Below are 22,821 nucleotides of genomic sequence, written 5' to 3'. Positions count from 1 at the left end.
AGCCTCGCGTTACTGGCGCTCGTAGAGCGTGACCACGCACGCGCCGCCGAGTCCGAGGTTGTGCTGAAGGCCGAAGCGCGCGCCGGCGACCTGGCGGTCCTGCGCTTGCCCACGCAGTTGCCACACGAGTTCGGTGCATTGCGCAAGACCTGTTGCGCCAAGCGGATGGCCCTTCGAAAGCAGGCCGCCCGAGGGGTTCGTGACGACACGGCCGCCATAGGTGTTGTCGCCGTCGAGAATGAACTTTTCCGCCGTGCCCTCGGGCGTGAGGCCGAGCCCTTCGTAGGTGATCAATTCGTTCGCCGTGAAGCAGTCGTGCAGTTCGACGACCTGAATATCTTCGGGGCCGACGGCCGCCTTTTCATACACCTGGTGTGCGGCGGCGCGCGTCATGTCGTAACCCACCACCTTGCGCATGTCGCCTTCGTCGAACGTGCTGTTGCGGTCCGTCGTCATCGCCTGGGCCTTGATGACCACGCGCGTGTCGAGTCCGTGCTTCTTCGCGAACGCTTCCGAGCACACGATCGCCGCCGCCGCGCCGCAGGTGGGCGGGCAGCACTGCAAGCGCGTGAGCGGATCGAAGACGACGGGCGAAGCCATCACCTCTTCGAGCGTCACGGTGTTGCGAAACACGGCGAAGGGGTTGCGCGCGGCATGCTGGCGCGCTTTCACGGAAATGCGCCCGAACGTCTCCGGCTTGATGTCGTATTCCTTCATGTAGGCGCGGCCGCCGCCGCCGAAGAATTGCGCCGCGCGTGGCGCGGTTTCGTCGAAGCCCTGCACGTCGAGCATGGTCTTGACGAAGCGCTCCATCGGCGTGGGCCGGTCGGTGTACGCGCCCTTGAGCGCGCCGGGCACCATCTGCTCGAAGCCTAGCGCAATAGCGCATTCCACGGCCCCGCTTTCCACGGCCTGGCGCGCGAGGAAGAGCGCGGTAGACCCAGTCGCGCAGTTGTTGTTGACGTTCACGACCGGGATGCCGGTGAGGCCCACGCCATAGATGGCGGCCTGCCCAGAGGTCGAATCGCCGAACACGTAGCCCACATAAGCCTGTTCGACCAGCGCGTAGTCGATGCGCGCATCGGCGAGCGCCGCCTTCGCGGCATTGGCGCCCATCGTGGCGTAGTCGTCGCTCGCGCCGGGCTTGGTGAACGGAATCATGCCGACGCCGGCTACCACAACCTTGTTGCTCATTTTGGATACCTGATTAAGTGGGATTGCAAGTTAACGATGACGATGCCCGCCCGTGCGGATCAGCCCACCTGGCGGGATTGGCTCTGCCAGTACGGCGCACGCAGATCGCGCTTGAGAATCTTGCCGGCGGCCGACAGCGGCAGCGCCTCGCGGAACTCGATGCTCTTCGGACACTTGTAGCCGGCGATAAACTGGCGGCAGTGCTCGCGCAGCGCGGCTTCGTCCACGTCGCTGCCGCTACGCGCGACGACCACAGCGTGCACGGCTTCGCCCCAGCGCGCATCGGGAATGCCGATCACGGCGCATTGCGCAACGGCCGGATGGCGCGAGAGCACGTTCTCGACTTCGGCGGAATAGACGTTCTCGCCGCCCGTCACGATCATGTCCTTCATGCGGTCGACGATGAAGAGGTAGCCGTTTTCGTCCATATAGGCGCCGTCGCCGGTATGCAGCCAGCCGTCGCGCAGCGCCTGGCGCGTTTCTTCGGGCTTGTTCCAGTAGCCGAGCATGACGTTCGCGCCGCGCACGGCGATCTCGCCCACGGTGTTGCGCGGCACTTCCACGCCCGTGGCATCGACGATCTTCACGGTTACGCCGTAGCCCGCACGCCCGGCCGAGCGGTAAAGGCCGCTCGCGCGCCCTTCGGCGCCGTGATTGGCGGGCGGATTGACCGACACCACGGGCGACGCCTCCGTGAGACCGTAAGCGTGAAAGAATTCGATGCCGGGCAGTGCGGCGAGCGCGGCGTCGAGCACGCCCGCGGCGATCGGCGACGCGCCGTAATAGATCCGCTTGAGCGACGAGAGATCGCGCCGCTTGAAGTCGGGGTGCTCCAGCACGGCCTGCAGCATGGTCGGCACGAGCAGGATCTCATCCACGCGGTCCCGCTCGATCGCTTCGAGCACCGCGCGCGGCTCGAAAGTGGGCAGCACCACGTGCGTATCGCCGGCCACGAAATGGCCCACCGCGCGCGCCATCGCCGCCGTGTGAAACAGCGGCGCCGCATGCAGCGAAATGGCGTGCGCGTAGCCGCGGAACTCCGCCATGCGCGAAGTCGCCGACGACCACAGGTTCAGGTGCGACTGCATCACGCCCTTGGGCCGGCCCGTCGTGCCGCCCGTGTACATGATGGTCGCGAGATCGTTGCCGCCGCGAAACGCGTCTGCCACAGGCTGCGCTTCGGCGATCAGCGCCTCGTAAGCGAGCATGCCGGACGGTACGTCACGCTCGCCTGTGTAGACGAGCGTCGGGCGATGCGCAGCGCTCGCCGCGATGTCCCCAGCGAGCGGCAGGAAGTGGTCGTCCACCAGCAGGATGCGCGTATCGCAGTCGTCGAGCGAATAGACGATCTCAGGCACACTCCAGCGGATATTCACGGGGTTGAGCACGTCGCCGCCCCACCACACGCCGAGCATGTATTCGAGATAGCGGTCGGAATTGAGCGCGAGCATGCCCACGCGGTCGCCCGCGCCCATGCCGAGCGACTGGAGTGCGCCGGCTAGCCGTGCCACGCGTTCGCCCAGCTGCGCGAAAGTACGCGAACGCCCGCCGAAGCGGATCGCGACTTCCGCCGGGTGTTGCTGCACGCAGCGATGCAGGCCTTGTGTGAGGTACATGGTGTCTCCGAGCTTCTTTATGTCGTTCTGGCTGCGCCGGGTGATCGTGGCGCGGATGCCGTGAAGTCGATATCACTTTAGGCGCACGCAGGCCTGCTGTCCTGAGCCGAAGGGAGGATTTTAGGATGCGCTAGCGAATCGTTCGAAAGGAGTACGACGCCGGCCAGCCGCTGTGGAACAATACCCTGACGGTTGCACAAGCAACGCAAAAACAGGGCGCGACCATTCGCCCCAGCAATAACGACCCGAGTGAGACAGGTCCGCCGCCCGGCCAACCCGCGCGGCCGGCGGGCCCGCAAGGCGCGCCGCCGCGCGCGCCGCAGAAGGAAACAGCGCCTGTGAACATCGTCGATGCCCACGCCGCAAGCGGCCATCAGAATCCTCCCCGCGGGATCGTCGCGTCGAAGCTGACGCCGCCCGCTGACAGCCCGTCTCATCTGTTGCGCACGCAACTGATCGAAACGATTGCAGGCGCCCACACAGCGCGGCTCGTGCTGATCCGCGCTTCGGCGGGCTTCGGCAAGACCACGCTCTTGCAGCAATACGCCGCACACTGCCGCGCCCACCGCCGCGAGGTGGCATGGCTGCGCCTCGACGCCGCCGACAACGACTTCGGGCGCTTCCTGCAGCATCTCGACGCCGCGTTGCCCGGCACACGCACACCGCGCGCGCTCACGCTCGACCCGGACACGTTCGCGTCGAGCCTGATCGAGCGCGTGGCGGCGCACGGCAAGCCGCTCGCCATCCTCCTCGACGACTTCGAGTCGATCCAGAGCCCCGCCGTGCTCGCCTTCATGCAAGACCTGATCGCCGCCCTGCCGCCTGGCAACCCGCTCGTGGCCGCCTCGCGCGTGACGCCGGAACTCGGCATCGGGCGCATCCGCGCGCGCGGCGAACTACTCGACATCAATCCCGCCGCGCTGCGCTTCACGCTCGCGGAGGCGAGCGCGTTCATCCGCGAGAAATGCGCGCTGCCGCTGCGCGACGCCGATATCGCCACCCTGCATCGCTGCACCGAAGGCTGGGCGACGGCCATTTATCTGGCCACGCTCTCGCTGCGCACGCGCACAGACCATGCGGCCTTTGTCGCCTCCTTTTCGGGCACGAACCTCGAACTCGCGGAATATCTCGCCGAAGACATTCTCGCCCGGCAATCCGAAGCGTGCCGCTCGTTCCTGCTGGAGACGAGCGCGCTGCCGCAGTTCTGCGCCGCGCTTTGCGACGCCGCCACCGGACGCAACGACAGCCGCGAGATGCTGGACTATCTGGAGCGCGCGAATCTCTTTCTCGTGCCGCTCGACGGCGAGCGCAGCTGGTATCGCTATCACCGGCTGTTCGCGAGCTTCCTGCAGCATCGGCTGCGTGCCGCGCAGCCGGAACGTGAACGCGAAGTGCACGGCGCGGCCGCACGCTGGTATCTCGAAGCGCAACGCCCCATCCCCGCCATCGACCATCTGCTCGACGCGGGCGACGAGGCGGGTGCGCTCGCCGAAATCGCGCGTCATTCGCGGGCATTGCTCGGCAGCGGCCGGCTGCGCCTGCTGATGCGCTGGCTCGACCGCATCGGCGCCGCGCGGCTTGCCACGCGGCCCGACGTCGGTCTCACTTACGCGTGGGTGCTGCTGCTGAACCGCCGCTATGCGGACGCCATGCGTACGACGCAAAACATTGTCGAAGGCAGCGTCGGGCAGCCCAACCAGGACAGCGTCGCCTTCGTGGCCGAAGCGATTCGCGGCGTGCTGCTCGCGCTCACCGACCAGGTCGAGGCATGCGCGCAAACGAGCGCCGCCTTGCTCGATCGCCTGCCCGATCGTGCGAACTTCTCGTTCTACAGCCTCACGAATTCGCTCGCCTTCAGCTACGTCTGCACCGATCGCTATGACGAGGCGCGCGGCGTGCTCTCGCGCGCGTTGCGGCGCGCCCACGATCATCCCTATGTCGTGATGCGCACGATGGCGGAAACCATCGAAGGGATCATCGATCTGGTGCAGGGGCGGCTTGGCACGGCGCTGGCGCGGCTCGAAATTTCGGCGGCCAACGCCACGGCGAACCGCACCGTGGATTCGGGCGGCGGCCGCACCAGCGTGGACGGCGTGCGCTCGCTCGCGCTCTACGAGAAAAACGCGCTCGATGAAATGACGCATCTCCTCGCCGACGCGCTGCCGCGCGCCAAGCGCGTGGGCGTGACCGACGGGCTGATCGCCACGCATGTGCTTTCGGCGCGCGTGGCGCTCTTCGAGGGTAATGTCGAGCAGTGGTTGCGGCTGCTCGCCGAACTCGAGCAGTTGGGCCGCGCAGTCAAATCGGACCGCGCCGTGAGCGCCGCATGGCTCGAACGCGCGCGCGTCGCCACGCTCGAAGGCCGCTTCGACGCCGCCGAGCAGGCGCTGCGCGCCGCCACACTGCATGCGGACTGGGCACGCCCGGGGGTCTCCTATCACGCGAGCGAGATCGACGAACCGGTGATCGCGCGCTGCCGCCTCGATATCGCGCAGGGACGCTACGCCACGGCGTGCGCTGCACTGAGCGAAGCCGTCGCACAGGCGAGCGCGCGGCGGCGTCATTGGCGCGCGCTGAAGTTGCGCGTCCTGCTCGCACTCGCGCTCGACGGCAACGGCGAGCGCACCGCCGCCTTCGACATGCTCACGGAAGCGCTGCGCATGGCGAGCCACGAAGGCTTTGTTCGCGCGTTCCTCGATGAAGGCGAAGCACTCATGCGCCTGCTTGGCGCATGGGCCGAGCGCGGTCCCACGCAAATCGGCTCGCTTGGCGTGGTGCCCGCGTTCGTGGCGCAGTTGCTGGACGGCGTGGCGCCCTCTCACTCGCACATAGCGGACTCAACGACGGGTGCCGCCGATCTCTCGCCCTACGCCGCGGATTCTCCCGCCGACGCGCTCACGGCGCGCGAACTGGACGTGCTAAGGATGCTTTCGGCAGGCCACCGCAACCGCGTGATCGCGGAGAAGCTGTTCGTGTCCGAGCTGACGGTCAAGTCGCATCTCCGCAAGATCAACGCCAAGCTCGGCGCGGGCAATCGTACCCAGGCAGTCGCCATCGGCCGTGCGAAAGGACTGATTCCCTGATTGTGGATCCCGAACAATGAACGATCGCCTGCCCGCGAATGACATCTCGATTAACGCTGCACCCGCAACCGTTGAAAGCGATGACGCCCCGCCACCCGGCTTCGTGGCGTTGCCGTTCCGCACTGGTTATATGGGCCAATTCGGCACGCTTTACTTCGACGAAGCCCGCGGCGTGATCGGCACGCGCGTGAGCGAGCGCCATTTGAACAATCTGGATATCGCGCACGGCGGCATGCTGGCCACGCTCGCCGACACCGCGATTGGCGCGGCCATGATACGCGCGGCGGGACGCGAACGTCCGGCGGTCACGGCGCATCTGAGCCTCGATTACCTTGGTTCCGTGCGTCCCGGCGACTGGCTGGAAGCGCACGTGGCGCTCGACAAAATGGGCGCACGTCTGCGCTTTGCCACATGCCGCCTGATGGTGGATGAGCGCTGCGTGCTCAAAGCCAACGCGACCTTCGCGGTGCTGAACCCGCCGGCCTGAGCGCCGGGGCTCGCGCTGCCGCATGCGGACAGCATGACGCCGCCGCCCCTTTCGAGGCGGCGGCGCGGTGGGTTAGCCATCGTTTATCAGTGATGGCGCTTCACGTCCTTCGCCATATCCTTTGCGGCCTCCTTCATGTCACCGACGTTCTTGCGTGCCTGGCCAGCTTCCTGCTGGAGGTCCCCCTTCAATTCGCGCGCCGGGTTGTCGGTTGCGCGGCCCACGGCCTCATTGACCTTGCCCTTCACCTTTTCAGCCGTGCCCTTCACCTGGTCCTTGTTCATGGTCACACTCCACGTAAAAGCGACGGTGTGTCGCGACGCTTCGTATAGCGCATGCACTGTGCCCGAGGTACCCGGCGCGCAGTATTGAGGGACGCAACGTGATGCCTCAGTCGTGCGCCATGGCGCGGTCGATCGAGATCTGCGTGGGCATCATGTTGACGTTTGCGTTGTGCATGACCCACAGCGAAAGCCCGACGATCACCGCAATCAGAAACGCCGTGCAGATGAAGATGCCCGTGTTGGCGCGCTGGCTGCGCGACGTGCCGATATGCAGGAAATACACGAGTTGCACGACGAGCTGCGCGATGCAGAGCACGACGATGGCCGCGAGCCCGAAGCCCGGCGAAACGACTCGAAACATCACCACGCCGAACGACGCGAGCGTCAGCACGAGCGAGAGCACGGTGCCGATCATGTAGCCCTTGAAGCTGCCGTGCGATGCGTCATGCACGGCGTGGTGAGTGCCATGGGACTGGCTCACAGGAAACCTCGCAGGTAAACGAACGTAAATACACAGATCCACACGAGATCGAGAAAGTGCCAAAAGAGGCTCAGGCAGGCGAGACGGCGGCGGATCGTACCCGTCAGACCGAACTTGAAGGTCTGGTGCATCATGATCGCGATCCACAACAAACCCGCCGTGACGTGCAGACCGTGCGTGCCGACCAGCGTGAAGTACGCCGAGAGGTACGCGCTCGTGCCGGGCCCCGCGCCATCGGCGATGAGCTTGGCGAACTCGTTCACCTCCATCGCGACGAAGCCCGCGCCGAACAGGAACGTGATGGCGAGCCAGACGATCACCTGGCCGCGTCGCTGCGCGTAGAGATTCAGCATGGCCATGCCGAAGGTGACGCTGCTCGCAAGCAGCAGCAGCGTTTCGCCCAGCACGTACGGCAGTTCGAACAGATCCCTTGCACCCGGACCGCCTGCCGTCGCATTCGCGAGCACGCCGAACGTGGCGAAGAGCGTCGCGAAGATGAGGCAGTCGCTCATCAGGTAGATCCAGAAGCCCAGCGTGGTCTTCGTGCTGTCGTCGTGATCGTGACCGTGGCCATGACCATGGGCGTGAGTAGTAGCAGCGTGAGCCATGGTTTATGCCATCTCCTCGATGTGCTCGGATTGATCGAAACGCTGGATGCCGAGTTGCTTGAAGCGCGCGTTCTCGATGCGCTCGACCTCCGCGGCCGGAACCCAGTAATCCACGTCCTGGTTGTAGGTGCGCACGATGAACGTGACGATCATGCCGATCAGGCCCACCGCCACGAACGGCCACATGTGCCACACGATCGCAAAGCCGAACAGCAGGCTAAATGCGGCGATGATGAAGCCCGCGCCCGTGTTGCGCGGCATATGGATGTCTTCGTACTTCGCCGGCTGCACGTAGGCGCGGCCCGCTTCCTTGTTGTCCCAGTGCTGCTCCATCGAAGTGATCTCCGGCAGCACGGCGAAGTTGTAGAACGGCGCGGGCGAAGCAGTCGACCACTCGAGGCTGCGGCCATCCCACGGGTCGCCGGTCACGTCGCGGTTGGCTTCACGATCGCGCAGGCTCACCACGATCTGCACGATGAACGAGAGAATGCCGAGGCCGACGAACACCGCGCCCACGAGCGCCACCACGAGCCACGGATGCCACTCGGCCACTTCATAGTGATTCATGCGGCGCGTCATGCCTTCGAAGCCGAGGATGTAGAGCGGCGTGAACGCGAGCCAGTAGCCGATCAGCCAGCACCAGAACGACACCTTGCCCCAGAACTCGTTGAGCGTGAAACCAAACACCTTGGGGAACCAGAAGCTCACACCTGCAAGACAGCCGAACACCACCCCGCCGATGATCACGTTATGGAAGTGCGCAACGAGAAAGAGCGAGTTGTGCAGCACGAAGTCCGCGCCCGGCACGGCCAGCAGCACGCCGGTCATACCGCCCACGGCGAACGTCACCATGAAGCCGATGGTCCAGAGCGTGGCGCTGTGATAGCGGATGCGGCCGCGATACATCGTGAAGAGCCAGTTGAAGAGCTTCACGCCGGTCGGAATCGAAATGACCGTGGTCATGATGCCGAAGAACGCATTGACGTTCGCGCCTGAGCCCATCGTGAAGAAGTGGTGCAGCCACACGAAGAACGAGAGGATGCCGATCGACGACGTGGCGTAGACCATCGACTTGTAGCCGAACAGCGGCTTGCCCGAGAACGTCGCGATGATTTCCGAGTACGCACCGAACGCAGGCAGGATCAGGATGTACACCTCCGGGTGACCCCAGACCCAGATCAGGTTGATGTACATCATCGCGTTGCCGCCCAGCTCGTTCGTGAAGAAGTGCATGTCGAAGTAGCGGTCCATCGTGAGCAGCGCGAGCGTGGCGGTCAGCACCGGGAACACCGCAACGATCAGGATGTTGGTGATGAACGCCGTCCACACGAACACCGGCATCTGCATCATCTTCATGCCCGGCGCGCGCATGCGCAGGATCGTGACGATGAAGTTGATGCCCGAGAGCGTCGTGCCGAGACCCGATAGCTGCAGCGACCATATGTAGTAATCCATACCAACGGTCGGGCTATAGCCAAGCTCCGAAAGCGGCGGATACGCCACCCAGCCCGTGGCAGCGAAATCGCCCACGAACATGGAGACCATCACGAGGATCGCGCCCACCACCGAAAGCCAGAAGGAGAGCGAGTTGACGAACGGATAGGCCACGTCGCGCGCGCCGATCTGCAGCGGCACGACCACGTTCATCAAGCCGAGAATGAGCGGCGTGGCCACGAAGAAGATCATGATGACGCCGTGCGCCGTGAAGATCTGGTCGTAGTGATGCGGCGGCAGATAGCCCGCGGCGTCGCCATACGCGAGCGCCTGTTGCGCGCGCATCATGATCGCGTCGGCGAAACCGCGCAGCAGCATGATGACGGCGAGAATGATGTACATGACACCAATGCGCTTGTGATCGACCGACGTGATCCACTCGCGCCACAAATAGCCCCACTTGCCTGCGATCGTGATCGCGGCGAGCAAGGCGAGGCCGCCGAGCGCCACGACGGCGCCCGTGCCCATGATGATCGGCTCGTGCCAGGGTACGGCGTCGAGCGTGAGTTTTCCGAACATGGTGTGATTACTCCGCTGCCAGGATGGCGCTACGGTTGAGCGTGAGCGCCGGGGCGCCTGTGCCGGGGACTGTGCTTGAGGCCGTGGGGACCGTGCCGCAAATCGGATTGCCGTGCACGTCGCGCATGTATTTGCCGACCACGCCGTCGAACAGGCCCGGCGCGACGTTCGAATAGAGCGTCACCGGCGTCTTTTCGCCGGGCAACGCGAGCTGTTCGTAGGCCGCGCGGCTGAGCATCGTGGGCGATGCCTTCGCCTGCGCGATCCAGGCGTCGAAGTCGGCGCGGCTCTTGGCCAGCGTTTCGAAATGCATGTCGGAGAAGCCCGGGCCGCTGAACGCCGCCGAGCGGCCCGCATAGATGCCGGGCTCGTTCGCGATGAGGTGCAGCTTCGTCTGCATGGCAGGCATCGCATACACCTGGCTGCCCAGTTGCGGGATGAAGAACGAGTTCATCAGCGACTCGGCGGTGAGGTTGAACTCAACGGGCGTATCCACGGGAATCGCCAGCTGGTTCACGGAGGCCACGCCGTAGTCCGGGTAGATGAAGAGCCACTTCCAGTTGAGCGCGACCACGTCCACGCGCACGGGCTTCGTCTGCGATTCGATCGGGCGATACGGGTCGAGCGAATGCGTCGTGCGCCAGATCAGCACGGCGAGCGTGAGCACGATCACGCAGGGAATCGTCCACACCACCACTTCGATGACCGTGGAATGCGACCAGCGCGGCGCATAAGTCGCGTTCGTGTTGGAGGCGCGGTAGCGCCACGCGAACCACAGCGTGAGCACGATCACGGGGATCACGACGAGCAACATCAAGCCGAGCGCGATCAGGATCAGGTTCTTTTCCTGGACGCCGATGTCGCCCTTCGGGGCGAGCAGCGCCATGTTGCAGCCGCTGAGCAGCACGAGCGGGATGCCCGCCGCGCCGAGAGCGGCGCGGCGCAGAAAACGGGTAATCAGTGGGGGACGTGATGAAGAAGGCGGGCCGGCGGTAGCGGCCCGCCCCGAGCGAGGGTCTGGATTGCGCATGTCTGGTTCCAAGGTTGACGTTCGCGCAAACCCATCCATACGTGCTCACTCTGCTGCCGCACGAGCGGCCTCGGAGGGCCGCCGCAGAAGCCATACATAGCCTATATGTATGGATTTACGCGCTTCATGCACGCATGCTAGAGTAAGACATGACGCATACATCCGCGACAGAATGACACACGACCAACCTGCCGAAAGCGCCGGAGAGATCAATGCATGGGCCACCGCGATGCAGTCCGGCAACGGCCCGCGCTACCTGCGGCTCGCCGATTTCATCGAAGCCGCGGTGGCGCAAGGCACATTGCGCCCCGGCGAGCGCGTGCCCGCGCAGCGCAGTCTCGCCACCCTGCTTGCGGTCGATCTGACCACCGTCACGCGGGGCTTCAACGAAGCCCGGCGGCGTGGCCTGATCGAGGCGCGTGGGCCGCTAGGCACCTTCATCGCCGCGCCGCGCGCCGAATTGCTCCAGCGCGTGGACCTCAGCATGAACATCCCGCCTGCGCCCGCCGGGCTCGACATGAATGCGCTGCTGCGCGAAGGCATGACACGCGTGCTGATGCGCAGCGACGCCGATCTGCTCATGACCTACCACATGGGCGGCGGCGGCCGCGCCGACTGGCAGGCGGGTGCGAAGTGGCTGCAGCCCATGCTCGGCCACGTCGCGCCCGATCGCGTGGTGGTCTGCCCCGGCGCGCAGGCGGCGCTTGCCGCGCTGATCCTCGCCTTCACGCAGCCGGGCGAAGTCATCCTCGCCGAGCCGCTGCTCTATCCGGGCCTGCCGCACGCGGCGGCGCAACTGGGCCGCCGCATCGCCCCCGTTGCCGTCGACGCTCACGGGATGCGCCCCGACGCGCTCGAAGCGGCTTGCCGCGAACACGCGGCGCGGCTCATCTACGTGAACCCCACGCTGCAGAACCCGACGACGGCGACCATGCCGGAGTCACGCCGCCTGGAAATCCTGCGGGTGGCGCAGCGCTGCGGCGCGCGGATCGTCGAAGACGATCCTTACTGGCGTTTCGCGCTCGACGCGCCCGCGCCGTTTGCCCGGCTCGCGCCCGCTCAGGTCTGCTATCTCGCGACGCTTTCCAAGACGCTCTCGCCCGGCTTGCGCACGGCTTATCTCGCGCTGCCCGATGAGGAGGCGCGCACGCGCCTCGTGACCGCGCTGCGCACGTTCTCGCTGATGGCCGCGCCGCTCACCAACGCGCTCGCCACGCACTGGATCGAGGAAGGCGTGGCCGAGCAGGTCTTCGCGGACGTAAAGGCCGAAGCGCGCGAGCGCCAGCGCATCGCGGCGCACACGCTGGGATCGTCGGCGGGCGCGGGCATTCACCTCTGGTACACGCTGCCGCGCTACTGGCAGGCGCGCGAACTGGCGGCGGCCGCGAGCATCGAGGGCCTCGCCGTGGCGCCCTCGACGGCGTTCCAGCAAGGCCCGGAAACCGCGAACGCGATCCGCATTTCTCTCGGCGCAACGGGCGGGCGCGAACAATTGCAGGCCGCGCTGCGCAAGCTCTCGGCGCTGCTCGCGAACGACCGCAGCGCGCAGGCGCAAGTCATCGTGTGACGGCGCTTGCCGCGCCACCCCTGGCACCGCAATTGCTACGGTTTATCGTTTCCCTTCTTCAGCGCGGCTGCGCGGCCATGCCCACATAATGGCAAAGACGCGGCGCATCGGCGCAAGTACACTCGTCGCAGCAGGCGGCGACCGGATTCGAGTAACCGCGCCCGCAAGGGCGCCCTAAATGCGGAGAGACGACGATGGCAAACGAGCAAATGCTTGCGCAGATGCGCGACAAACCGGGCTTCATCGCCGCGCTGGACCAGAGCGGCGGTTCGACGCCTGGCGCGTTGCGCCAGTACGGCATTCCCGAAAGCGCGTATAGCGGCGACGCCGAAATGTTCCGCCTCATCCACGAAATGCGTGTGCGCATCATCAGCGCCCCCGCGTTCACGGGCGAGAAAGTGATTGGCGCGATCCTCTTCGAGGCGACCATGGATGGCCAGGCACAAGGCAAGCCCGTGCCCGACTTCCTCTGGAACGAGCGCCACGTCGTGCCGTTCCTCAAGGTGGACAAGGGGCTGGAGGCCGAGTCCGACGGCGTGCGCCTCATGAAGCCGATCCCGGGCCTCGACGCCCTGCTCGAACGCGCGGTGAAGGCCGGGATTTTCGGCACCAAGATGCGCTCGGTGATCGAACATGCCTCGCCTTCCGGCATCGCTTCGATCGCCGCGCAGCAGTTCGCATTCGGCGCGCAAATATCCGCGCACGGACTCGTGCCGATTCTCGAGCCGGAAGTCTCGATCAAGGCTCCCGACAAGGCCAAGGCCGAGAAGCTATTGCGCGACGAACTGATCAAGGGGCTCGACGCACTGCCCGCCTCGCAGAACGTGATGATCAAGCTCACGATTCCCGATACGCCCGACTTCTATCTGCCGCTCATCGAACATCCGCGCGTGGTGCGCGTGGTGGCGCTCTCGGGCGGCTACTCGCGTACTGACGCGTGCGAGCGTCTCGCCAAAAACCATCGCATGATTGCAAGCTTTTCGCGCGCGCTCATCAACGACCTCACGAAATCGATGAGCGACGCCGAGTTCGACGCCGCGCTCGCCGCGAGCATCGACGAAATCTGGAAGGCTTCGGTTCAAAAGGCGTGAAACCGGCCTGAAGCCGCGCCGGGCGCGACGTCCGGCGCCGACACCGGTCAGGGATGTGAAAACGGGATGACACGCAGCCGGCCTCATTAATCGGGGCCGGTTATACTTGCGCCTTCTTTTTCTCCTATGCACCGGCCATGAGGCAGTTACTCTGCCTGCTCGTCCTGTTGCCGGGCCTCGTGCAAACCGCGGCCGCGCAGGCGCAGCAGCAGGCGCCCGCAAGCGACATCGTCAGCGCGTCGGCGGCGAGCGGGGTTGCTCCCGCAAGTTCCAGCGCCATGTCGAGCGCGGTTTCGAAATACCTCACGCAAAAATTCGGTATCGCGAAAGAGAAAGCCGCGCAAATTTCGCAAGCCGTCACGGGGGCGGCCGAAAAGTATTCGCTGCCGCCTGCGGTGCTGCTCGCCATCATCTCGATCGAGTCGCGCTTTCGCGAGAAGGCGCACGGCGCGAATGGCGCGACCGGACTCATGCAGGTCGTGCCGTCGGCGCATCGCAATCTCTTGCACAACAAGGATCTCACCGACCCCGAGGTCAATATCGACGTGGGCTCGTCGATCCTCTATGGCTACCAGCGGGCCGCCGGCGGCGATCTCAACGCCGCGATGAAGAACTATGGCGGCTCGAAGGCCTATGCGGAAAAGATCCGCACGCGCGCCGTGGAGTTCAGCCGGGTGCTCGATACCGCTAGCGCGCCTGCCCCGAGCGATGCGCCCGCGAGCGTCGGCCTTGCGGCTTCGGCAGCTTCCGCCTTTGCGGCTGCGGCGGCAACGGCCGCGATCGGCGCATCCGCGCCTGCCGCTGCCCCCTCCCCTACATCGGCGGCCTCAGCACAGGCTGCCGTGCAAGACGCCGCTTCGGCCAACGCGCACTAAAACCGCCTCCTGCTTCGCTCAGGCTGCCTGGTGCGGGATCGGCGGCCATGCGATGCGCGTCGAAATCACCGGGAACACATGCGAAGGCGCGACGTGCGCGCCAATGGTTGCGCGCGCATCGATCGGCGCGGTTCGCCAGACGTGCGAACGCCCCTCTGACGGCAGTACCGCGAGAGGGGCGTTTCGAAGGAGCAAAAATCCGGCGCGGGCTTAGGCGCCGCTTGCGGGCGTTTCGCCGTTTTCCGGTTGCTGTACCGCGGCTTCCGGCGTGCTGGACGGGGCTTGCGGCTCCACGCTCTGGGCTTCGGGCTGGGGCGCGGGTTCGGTCTTCGCCTCGGCCTTGGCGTCGGCCTTGACCTCAGGCTGGGCCTTGCCCTCTTCGCGCGCCTTGGCTTGCGCCTCGGCCTTGGCCTTCTGACGCGCCAGCGCCGCATTCGCGCGGCCGACGTGCGACGGATCGATGCCCGGGCCTTCCGAAGCCGTGCCGTCGAGTTCGTAGCGCGAGCCGCCTGCGGCCACACGCTCGTGATAGCGCGGATGGTTCACATGGCGCTTGAGCACGGCGACGATCATCGTGCGCTCGTACTCGGGGTGACGCGCGACGAGATCCTCGGCTACGCCGATCTTGAGCGGCAAACGGTCGCGGAAAGCCGGATAGTGCTTCGCGAACACGTTCCAGACCGTGTTGAGCTGGCGGTTGCGCTCGATGCGCGCCTTTTCGGCTTCGCTCAGATTCGCGGCCGGCGGCTGCTGGGGACGCGCCGGACGGCGGCGCTGCTGCTGCCCGGGACGCTCGCCCGCCTCCGGCCCGCGGGCGGGCTTCGGCTGCTGCGGCCGGCGCGGCTGCTGCGCGCGCTGCTCACCTTGACTCTGCTCCTGCGCTCGCGCGCCCTGGGGCCGGCCATGGCGCGAGCGCGAACGCTCGTCCTTGCCGCCGGCCGCGCCCGCAGCCGCCGAACCCTCTCTCGGGGCACGCGGGCCCTTCGGGGCGTGCGAGCCGCCATGGCTCTTCGCGCCCTTGTGAGCGGGCTTGCCTTGCGATTTTTGCGCCTGTTCTTCGGGCGGCTGGCCAGAGCTGCCCCCCATGCTCTTCTTGATCTCAAGAAGGCCTTCCTTGAAGCTCAGGGTACGGCGTTGTTGCGATGCGGCTTTCACGTCCAGATCTCTTCCATATGGAACCGGACGCTATGATACCGAAAACACGGCCGCTCCAACCGGGCAATCACTTGCCGCGGCCGGTTTCGAGTCCGCCATCGCGCGCCGCGCTACACCGCGAACACACGCGGCGCGCGGCAAAATCCCTCGAATTTCAAGCGTCAACACCTTGCGCACGCAAGGATCGCATCCTTTTTTTCATCACCACACCATGACGATTTCGACATCCGCCCCCCGTTCCTCCATTCGTGCCATCGTGACCGGCCATACGCGCGGATTGGGTGCGGCGCTCGCGCAATCGCTGCTGCAACGGGATATCGAGGTGCTCGGCCTCGGCCGCGGCGAGCATGCGGAACTCCCGTCCCTCCATCCGGAGCGGTTCACCCAGGCGGTCGTGGAACTTGCCGATCCCGCCGCACTCGAGCGCTGGCTGGCGGGCGACACGCTCGATGCGTTCGCGCGCGGCGCGCAGTGCGTGCTGCTCTTCAACAACGCAGGCACCGTCGAGCCGATTGCGCCGCTCGGCGCGCAGGACCCGCTCGCCATTGCGCGCGCCGTGACGCTCAACGTGGCAGCGCCGTTGATGCTCGCGAACGCGCTCGCCGCCACGCCTTCGCTCAGCGCGAACGCGTCGCGCCGCATCGTGCATATTTCGAGCGGCGCCGCGCGCAACGCATATCCGGGCTGGAGCGTGTACTGCGCGACCAAGGCCGCGCTCGACCACCACGCGCGCGCCGTTGCGCTCGACGTGCCCGTCGGCGTGCGCATTTGCAGCATCGCACCCGGCGTGATCGACACCGGCATGCAGGAGACGATCCGCGCGACGAGCGTCGACCAGTTCCCGAAGCGCGAGCGTTTCGAACAACTCAAGCAAAACGGCCTGCTGTCCACACCCGAAGCCGCCGCGCAGCAATTGATCGACTATGCGTTGAGCGATGCATTCGGCTCGGTGCCGGCCACTGACGTGCGCGAACTCGGCAAAGCGTGAGCGTGTTGCGCATTGAATGCACCTTCAATGCGCCTTGAATACACTCACGGGGCTCCCGCAAACCCTCACCGTTGAGCGGTCGCCGTCGCGCTTTACGTGAGCGCGACGCGCGGCCGGACCGCTTTCAGGCGCCGCACGCCACCCGCGAGCATGAGCAATGCGCCGACCGCGAGCAAGTCGCCCGCGAGCCGTGCGGGCAAAGAAGCCGTGACATGCGTTGCACGCAGCAGCGTGTCGATGAGGTTCGAAGCCACCGCGCCCCCCACGAAACAGACGAGGCCCTGCTGCCCCACGGTGACGACGGCCGGCAGCCGTTGCGCAAGCCACGCTATCCAGCCCTTGCGCACCGCCTGCGCGGCGAGCCACGCCACGGCGGCGAAGTTCACGATTCGCACGCTCGCGAGATTCTGTTTCATGTAGCCAGGCTGGGGATCCAGATTGGCGAACAACTGGATGAACGCGAACGTGGCAACGAGGACCAGCGCGAACGCCGTCAACGCGCGGCCCGTCCACGAGACCTGGAACGCTCGCGAGACCGGATAGATACGACACAGCAGGCCCAGCATGAACATGGCCTGCCAGGCAAACGGGTTGAAGGGCCATATGGCGCCGGGCGCGGTAGGCAAATAACCCGCGAGCCAGCACCCGCCGAACCACAGCACGAAGCTGCCAACGAGTACGAGATCGGGCGAGCGGCGCGCGAGCGGCATCACGAATGGCAACACCATCACGAGCACGATGTACATGGGCAGCACGCCGGCGAGATACGGCTGATCGCGAAAGATCGCGATATTGGCGAGCATCGTGAACGGTTGCGCGGCGAAGCGCAGATAACCCGACTCCGCAACCAGCGGCGAATCCACACGCAGCATCACCGCTGCGGCACCCGAAAGCAGCATGAGCGCAGCGGTGCACAGGTAGGCGGCGTAGATCTCGCGCCCGCGACGCCAGAAGCGGCGGTTGGCCGCGCTCTCTCCCTTTCGCCCGGCAATCGCGAGCCAACTCGCTGCGCATACATAGCCGCTCACGAACACGAACACTTCCGCGGAGTCGCAGAACGCGAAGTTGTGCAGCATCGCATGCGAAAGCACGCTGGAAGGAATGTGATCGAGCGCGATTGAAATCAACGCGAAACCCCGGAAAAAGTCGATTTCGATCGATCGCTTCGCTATCTGACTCATTGGTGACGACTCCCGTTCGTGTCGAAGATTACGATTGAAGGGGTGAGCGGCCTCGATTCGATGAAGCTGTCAGCTTTATGAGTCTTTTTGTAAGGATGCCTGATCGATTCGCGGCCGCACGCGCAACGCAAGAAAGGGTTCCGTAAAAGGCTGCGCGAAAGCGCCGCCTCACCATGCGACTTTAATGCCAGCTCGACACGAATTGGGCCTGCGTAACCCATGGTAAGCATTTCGCCCGCCTGGCGCCTCCACGTGCTCGCAAACGTACGCCCGGACGGTGCGCGCCATGCACATCGAGTCAGCACCCGCCCTTTTCTGGTGCCACATCCGTTGGTGCCGCGTCCGCGCCATCGCGGCATTTCCGCCGCTGCGCCTCGTGGAAAGGCGCACGAAAGCCTGCATGTTCCCTTTGCTTGCGTCATGGCGAATTGACGCCGCGCCGCAGCAAGGGTTCCACAAATATTCAGAAGTTTCACCGGCGCGCCCAGGGTCATCCCGCCCTTCCCTGCGAATTACTTGACACCTAAAGTAATTGGTCCTACATTGACCTTGCAGATTGAACGAAGGAGCGAGCATGCGCATTGTTTGCATGGGTGGCGGGCCGGCAGGCCTCTATTTCGGCCTTTTGATGAAGCGCCGTCACCCCGACTACGAAATCACCGTAATCGAACGGAACCGCCCGTACGACACGTTCGGCTGGGGCGTGGTGTTCTCGGACCAGACGCTGGGCAACCTGCGCGCGGCCGACCCCGAAAGCGCGGACGAAATTCTCGACGCGTTCAATCATTGGGACGACATCGAAATTCACTTTCGCGGCAGCGCGATCCGCTCGTCGGGCCATGGCTTCTGCGGCATTGGCCGCAAGCGTCTGCTCAACATCCTGCAGGCGCGCTGCGAAGCGCTCGGCGTAAAGCTCGTGTTCGAATCGCAGATCACCGACGACGACGTCACCCACGCGGACCTCATCATCGCGAGCGACGGCCTGAACAGCGCCACGCGCCAGAAATATGCCGCCACGTATCAGCCCGATATCGATTTGCGCAATTGCCGCTTCGTGTGGCTCGGCACGTCGAAACTCTTCGACGCGTTCACGTTCGCGTTCGAAGAAACCGAATGGGGCTGGTTCCAGGCGCACGCCTACCGCTTCGACGACAACACGTCGACGTTCATCGTCGAAACGCCCGATCACGTGTGGCGCGCAGCCGGCCTCGACACCATGAGCAAGGAAGACAGCATCGCGTTCTGCGAGAAGCTGTTCGCGCGCTATCTCGACGGCCACGCGCTGCGCTCGAATGCGTCGCATCTGCGCGGCTCGTCGCAATGGATCCGCTTTCCACGCGTGGTCAATCGCGAATGGGTGCACTGGAAAACCGCGGCCGACGGCAAGCAAACGCCCGTCGTGCTGATGGGCGACGCGGCGCACACCGCGCACTTCTCGATCGGCTCCGGCACGAAGCTCGCGCTCGAAGACGCGATCGAACTCGCCAACAGCATGGAAGCGCATCCCGGCGATCTGCGCGCGGCGCTCACGCACTACACGAACGTGCGCAGCGTGGATGTCCTGCGTATTCAGAACGCCGCGCGCAATTCCACGGAGTGGTTCGAGCACGTGGACCGCTACGCGAAGTTCGATCCGGAGCAGTTCGCCTATTCACTGCTCACGCGCTCGCAGCGCATCTCGCACGAAAACCTGCGCGAGCGCGACGCGAATTATCTGGCCGGCTTCGAAGCGTGGCTCGCGCAGCGCGCGGGTGGCGAGGCGCGTGCCGTGCCGCCGATGTTCACGCCTTATACGGTGCGTGGCGTGACGTTGAAAAATCGCGTGGTCGTCTCGCCGATGGCGCAGTACTCCGCCCATGACGGCGTAGCCGGCGACTATCACCTCATGCATCTGGGCGCGCGCGCCATGGGCGGCGCCGCGCTCGTGATGACCGAGATGACCTGCGTCTCGCCCGAGGCTCGCATCACGCCCGCGTGCCCCGGCATGTATGCGCCCGAGCATCTGCAGGCGTGGAAGCGCATCGTCGACTTCGTGCACGCGAACTCGGACGCGAAAATCGGCATGCAACTCGGTCATTCCGGCGCCAAGGGCTCGACACGCGTGGCATGGGAGGGCATCGACCAGCCGCTCGACGACGGCAACTGGCCGCTCGTCTCCGCGTCGCCGCAGCAATATCTGCGCGGTGTGAGCCAGTGGTCGCACGAAGCAAGTACCCAGGAACTGCGCGAAATCGAGGCGCAATTCGTGCAAGCCACGCAAATGGCAGACGAAGCGGGCTTCGACTGGCTCGAATTGCACTGCGCGCACGGCTATCTGCTTTCCAGTTTCCTCTCGCCGCTCACGAACCAGCGCACTGACGAGTACGGCGGATCGCTTGAAAATCGTCTGCGTTATCCGCTCGAAGTCTTCAAGGCGATTCGCGCGGTCTGGCCGCAGGACAAGCCGATTTCGGTACGCGTCTCGGCACACGACTGGGTGGAAGGCGGCAACACGCCCGACGATGCCATCGAAATCGCGCGTGCATTCAAGGCAGCAGGCGCGGACATGATCGACGTTTCGTCGGGCCAGGTGAGCAAGGAAGAAAGGCCGGTGTTCGGCCGCATGTTCCAGACGCCCTTCGCCGACCGCATCCGCAACGAAGCGGGCATCGCGACGATCGCCGTCGGTGCGATTTCCGAAGCGGATCACGTGAATGGCATCATCGCAGCCGGACGCGCCGACTTGTGCGCCGTGGCGCGGCCGCATCTGGCCAATCCGTCGTGGACGCTCACCGAAGCCGCGCGCATCGGCTACCTCGACATCAAGTGGCCGAATCAGTACATGGCGGCCAAGACGCAACTCGAACGCAACATCGAGCGCGAACGTGCTGCTGCGGCCGCCGCGGCCGGCCTTTCGCCGATCGAGCGTGCGCAACGCGCCGAAGGAACCGTGTAAGCATGAACCAGGCAATCCTGAACGATCGTCATGCGGTGGTGACCGGTGGCGGCAGCGGCATCGGCGCGGCGACCGCCGCCGCGCTCCTGCATGCCGGGGCGCGCGTTACGCTGATCGGCCGCGACGCCGCGCGGCTCGACGCCCAGCGTGCCGCGCTCGGCGGCGGCGAGCAAGTGGCTAGCGTGAGCGTCGATATCACCGACGAAGACGCCGTGAACGCCGCGTTCGCGCGTGCGGCCGAAGCGCTTGGCGCCATCGATATCCTCGTGAACAACGCGGGCCAGGCTCAGGCCGCGCCATTCACGCAAACCGACCTCGCGCTGTGGAAGCGCATGCTCGACGTGAATCTCACGGGCGCGTTTCTGTGCACGCGCGCGGCGCTGCCCGGCATGCTCGCGCGCAAGGCCGGACGCATCGTCAATGTCGCAAGCACGGCGGGCCAGGTCGGCTATCCGTATGTCGCCGCCTATTGCGCCTCGAAACATGGCGTGATCGGCATGACGCGCGCGCTGGCGCTCGAAGTGGCCACGCAGGGCGTGACCGTAAACGCCGTTTGCCCCGGCTACACGGAAACGGAACTGCTGCAGGCGTCGCTCGAGCAGATTACGCGCAAGACCTCGCGCAGCGAAGCCGAGGCGCGCAGCATCCTCGTGCGCCACAACCCGCAGCAGCGTTTCGTCACACCGGAAGAAGTCGCTAACGCCGTGCTGTGGCTGTGCGCGCCTGGATCGTCCGCGATCACGGGCCAGTCCATATCCGTTTCCGGTGGAGAGATCACATGACATCGCCCGCATCCTCGCGCAAGAACGCCGCGGCGAAGGCCGCAACGAAAGCGCCGCGCAAAGGCGTCGAAAAGCCGGCCGAGAATGTCGTCGACATGGAAATGAGCACGGGCGCCGACAGCCACATGGGCCTGCGCCTGTGGCTGCGCCTGCTCACCACGACGAACCTCGTGCAGGCCGAGTTGCGCCGCCGCCTGCGCGTCGAGTTCGACACGACGCTGCCGCGCTTCGACCTGATGGCGCAGCTCGAGCGCCACCCCGAAGGTTTGCGCATGACGGAACTCTCGCGCCGCCTGATGGTGACGGGCGGCAACGTCACGGGCATTACCGATCAGCTCGAAAAAGAAGGCCTCGTCGTGCGCGACGTCGCCCCCGACGACCGGCGCGCCTTCGTGGTGCGCCTAACGCCCGAGGGCCGCGCCCTCTTCGACCGCATGGCCGCCGCGCACGAGCAATGGGTGGTGGAACTGTTCGGCGGCCTCTCGCTCGACGAGAAGTCGAAGATGCACGAGCGGCTCGGCAAGCTCAAACAGCATCTGCGCAACGGGCTCGAAAGCTGAACACACTGAATTTGCAAAGATCCGGGAGACATATCTTGACGACACGTTCCAGCGCCGAAGCGCTCTTCGCGGGCAACCGCGTCACGCTTGCCGGTTATGAGGCGCAACACTTCGGCTGGTCGGTTCAAGGCCGTGTGGCAACCATCACGCTGAACCGCCCCGAACGCAAGAATCCGCTCACGTTCGAATCGTATGCAGAACTACGCGATCTGTTTCGCCAGCTCGCCTATGCGACGGACGTGAAGGCCATCGTGCTGCATGGCGCAGGCGAAAACTTCTGCTCGGGCGGCGACGTGCACGACATCATCGCGCCGCTCATCGATCTGCCGATGCCCGAACTGCTGATGTTCACGCGCATGACCGGCGACCTCGTGAAAGCCATGCGCCACTGCCCGCAGCCGATCATCGCCGCCGTGGATGGCGTCTGCGCCGGCGCGGGCGCGATTCTCGCCATGGCCTCCGACATGCGCTACGCCACGGCGCGCAGCAAGCTCGCGTTCCTCTTCACGCGCGTAGGGCTCGCGGGCTGCGACATGGGCGCTTGCGCGATTCTGCCACGCATCATCGGCCAGGGCCGTGCGGCCGAGCTGCTTTATACGGGCCGCTCCGCAAGCGGCGAAGAAGGCCACGCATGGGGCTTCTACAACCGCATCTGCGAGCCCGAAATGCTGCTCGCCGATGCACAGAAACTCGCCGCCGATCTCGCCTCCGGCCCGACCTTTGCGCACGGCATCACCAAGACGATGCTACATCAGGAATGGACCATGAGCATCGACGAGGCCATCGAGTCGGAAGCGCAGGCGCAGGCGATCTGCATGGCCACGCGCGATTTCGGCCGCGCCTATGAGGCGTTCGCGGCCAAAACGCGTCCGGTTTTCGAAGGGGACTGAA

The 22,821-nt window shown here is 65.5% G+C and carries 19 protein-coding genes; 10 read left to right on the top strand and 9 right to left on the bottom strand.

Annotation, left to right across the window (positions count from 1 at the left end; all coding sequences use genetic code 11):
* Positions 1-9: 9 nt before the first annotated feature.
* Complete coding sequence (locus E1N52_RS30730) at positions 10-1,194, bottom strand: lipid-transfer protein (protein ID WP_133186950.1); 1,185 nt, start codon at positions 1,192-1,194, stop codon at positions 10-12.
* A gap of 59 nt (positions 1,195-1,253) precedes the next feature.
* On the bottom strand, positions 1,254-2,810 hold the full coding sequence (locus tag E1N52_RS30725; protein ID WP_133186948.1) for a long-chain-fatty-acid--CoA ligase: 1,557 nt from the start codon (positions 2,808-2,810) through the stop codon (positions 1,254-1,256).
* 338 nt (positions 2,811-3,148) lie between these two features.
* Between E1N52_RS30725 and E1N52_RS30720 the strand changes: the two genes are divergently transcribed.
* Together E1N52_RS30720 and E1N52_RS30715 are read left to right on the top strand one after the other, a co-directional pair.
* A complete protein-coding gene (locus E1N52_RS30720; protein ID WP_133186946.1) occupies positions 3,149-5,893 on the top strand; it encodes a winged helix-turn-helix domain-containing protein in 2,745 nt (914 codons plus the stop codon).
* Positions 5,894-5,909: 16 nt separating this feature from the next.
* Positions 5,910-6,380: a PaaI family thioesterase gene (locus E1N52_RS30715; RefSeq protein ID WP_133186944.1), complete on the top strand. Its 471-nt coding sequence runs from the start codon at positions 5,910-5,912 to the stop codon at positions 6,378-6,380.
* Positions 6,381-6,466: 86 nt separating this feature from the next.
* On the opposite strand, the gene E1N52_RS30710 is transcribed toward E1N52_RS30715, so the two are convergent.
* From E1N52_RS30710 to cyoA, 5 genes are all read right to left on the bottom strand, one after another.
* Positions 6,467-6,664, bottom strand: a complete 198-nt coding sequence (locus E1N52_RS30710) for a CsbD family protein (RefSeq protein WP_133186942.1) — start codon at positions 6,662-6,664, stop codon at positions 6,467-6,469.
* A gap of 106 nt (positions 6,665-6,770) precedes the next feature.
* Complete coding sequence (gene cyoD / locus E1N52_RS30705; RefSeq protein WP_133186940.1) at positions 6,771-7,145, bottom strand: cytochrome o ubiquinol oxidase subunit IV; 375 nt, start codon at positions 7,143-7,145, stop codon at positions 6,771-6,773.
* Positions 7,142-7,753, bottom strand: a complete 612-nt coding sequence (cyoC, locus tag E1N52_RS30700) for a cytochrome o ubiquinol oxidase subunit III (RefSeq protein ID WP_133186938.1) — start codon at positions 7,751-7,753, stop codon at positions 7,142-7,144. Before cyoC ends, cyoD begins: the two co-directional genes overlap by 4 nt.
* Positions 7,754-7,756: 3 nt before the next feature.
* Positions 7,757-9,766 carry a cytochrome o ubiquinol oxidase subunit I gene (gene cyoB, locus E1N52_RS30695; protein ID WP_133186936.1) on the bottom strand — a complete coding sequence of 670 codons (2,010 nt, stop codon included), beginning with the start codon at positions 9,764-9,766 and terminating at the stop codon, positions 7,757-7,759.
* A gap of 7 nt (positions 9,767-9,773) precedes the next feature.
* Positions 9,774-10,796: a ubiquinol oxidase subunit II gene (cyoA, locus tag E1N52_RS30690; RefSeq protein WP_133186934.1), complete on the bottom strand. Its 1,023-nt coding sequence runs from the start codon at positions 10,794-10,796 to the stop codon at positions 9,774-9,776.
* 172 nt (positions 10,797-10,968) lie between these two features.
* Here cyoA and E1N52_RS30685 point away from each other — a divergent pair, with 172 nt between their 5' ends.
* From E1N52_RS30685 to E1N52_RS30675, 3 genes are all read left to right on the top strand, one after another.
* Positions 10,969-12,363, top strand: a complete 1,395-nt coding sequence (locus E1N52_RS30685; protein WP_133186932.1) for an aminotransferase-like domain-containing protein — start codon at positions 10,969-10,971, stop codon at positions 12,361-12,363.
* 194 nt (positions 12,364-12,557) lie between these two features.
* A complete protein-coding gene (locus tag E1N52_RS30680; RefSeq protein WP_133186930.1) occupies positions 12,558-13,454 on the top strand; it encodes a fructose bisphosphate aldolase in 897 nt (298 codons plus the stop codon).
* A 137-nt stretch (positions 13,455-13,591) separates the two neighbouring features.
* Positions 13,592-14,329: a transglycosylase SLT domain-containing protein gene (locus E1N52_RS30675; protein ID WP_133186928.1), complete on the top strand. Its 738-nt coding sequence runs from the start codon at positions 13,592-13,594 to the stop codon at positions 14,327-14,329.
* A gap of 210 nt (positions 14,330-14,539) precedes the next feature.
* On the opposite strand, the gene E1N52_RS30670 is transcribed toward E1N52_RS30675, so the two are convergent.
* Positions 14,540-15,484, bottom strand: coding sequence for a ProQ/FINO family protein (locus E1N52_RS30670; protein ID WP_133186926.1), 945 nt, complete (start codon positions 15,482-15,484; stop codon positions 14,540-14,542).
* A 211-nt stretch (positions 15,485-15,695) separates the two neighbouring features.
* On the opposite strand from E1N52_RS30670, the gene E1N52_RS30665 reads away from it, so the two are divergent.
* Positions 15,696-16,472 carry an SDR family oxidoreductase gene (locus E1N52_RS30665; RefSeq protein ID WP_133186924.1) on the top strand — a complete coding sequence of 259 codons (777 nt, stop codon included), beginning with the start codon at positions 15,696-15,698 and terminating at the stop codon, positions 16,470-16,472.
* A gap of 92 nt (positions 16,473-16,564) precedes the next feature.
* On the opposite strand, the gene E1N52_RS30660 is transcribed toward E1N52_RS30665, so the two are convergent.
* The gene (locus E1N52_RS30660; protein ID WP_133186922.1) at positions 16,565-17,653 is read right to left on the bottom strand and encodes an OpgC domain-containing protein; all 1,089 of its coding nucleotides are present in this window, start codon (positions 17,651-17,653) and stop codon (positions 16,565-16,567) included.
* 574 nt (positions 17,654-18,227) lie between these two features.
* On the opposite strand from E1N52_RS30660, the gene E1N52_RS30655 reads away from it, so the two are divergent.
* The 4 genes from E1N52_RS30655 to E1N52_RS30640 are packed head-to-tail and all read left to right on the top strand — an operon-like array spanning position 18,228 to position 22,820.
* Complete coding sequence (locus E1N52_RS30655; RefSeq protein WP_133186920.1) at positions 18,228-20,588, top strand: bifunctional salicylyl-CoA 5-hydroxylase/oxidoreductase; 2,361 nt, start codon at positions 18,228-18,230, stop codon at positions 20,586-20,588.
* 2 nt (positions 20,589-20,590) lie between these two features.
* Positions 20,591-21,370 (top strand): SDR family NAD(P)-dependent oxidoreductase, encoded by a 780-nt coding sequence (locus E1N52_RS30650; protein WP_133186918.1) that lies wholly within the window; start codon positions 20,591-20,593, stop codon positions 21,368-21,370.
* Positions 21,367-21,930, top strand: coding sequence for a MarR family winged helix-turn-helix transcriptional regulator (locus E1N52_RS30645; protein WP_133186916.1), 564 nt, complete (start codon positions 21,367-21,369; stop codon positions 21,928-21,930). The genes E1N52_RS30650 and E1N52_RS30645 overlap by 4 nt, the downstream gene beginning before the upstream one ends.
* Positions 21,931-21,965: 35 nt before the next feature.
* A complete protein-coding gene (locus E1N52_RS30640; protein ID WP_246089276.1) occupies positions 21,966-22,820 on the top strand; it encodes an enoyl-CoA hydratase family protein in 855 nt (284 codons plus the stop codon).
* The last annotated feature ends 1 nt before the right edge of the window (position 22,821 follow it).

Origin of the sequence: Paraburkholderia guartelaensis (assembly GCF_004353905.1) — a bacterium.
Lineage (GTDB): Bacteria > Pseudomonadota > Gammaproteobacteria > Burkholderiales > Burkholderiaceae > Paraburkholderia > Paraburkholderia guartelaensis.
The sequence above is the reverse complement of the archived record's forward strand: the minus strand, read 5'-3'. Positions and strand labels throughout refer to the sequence as shown.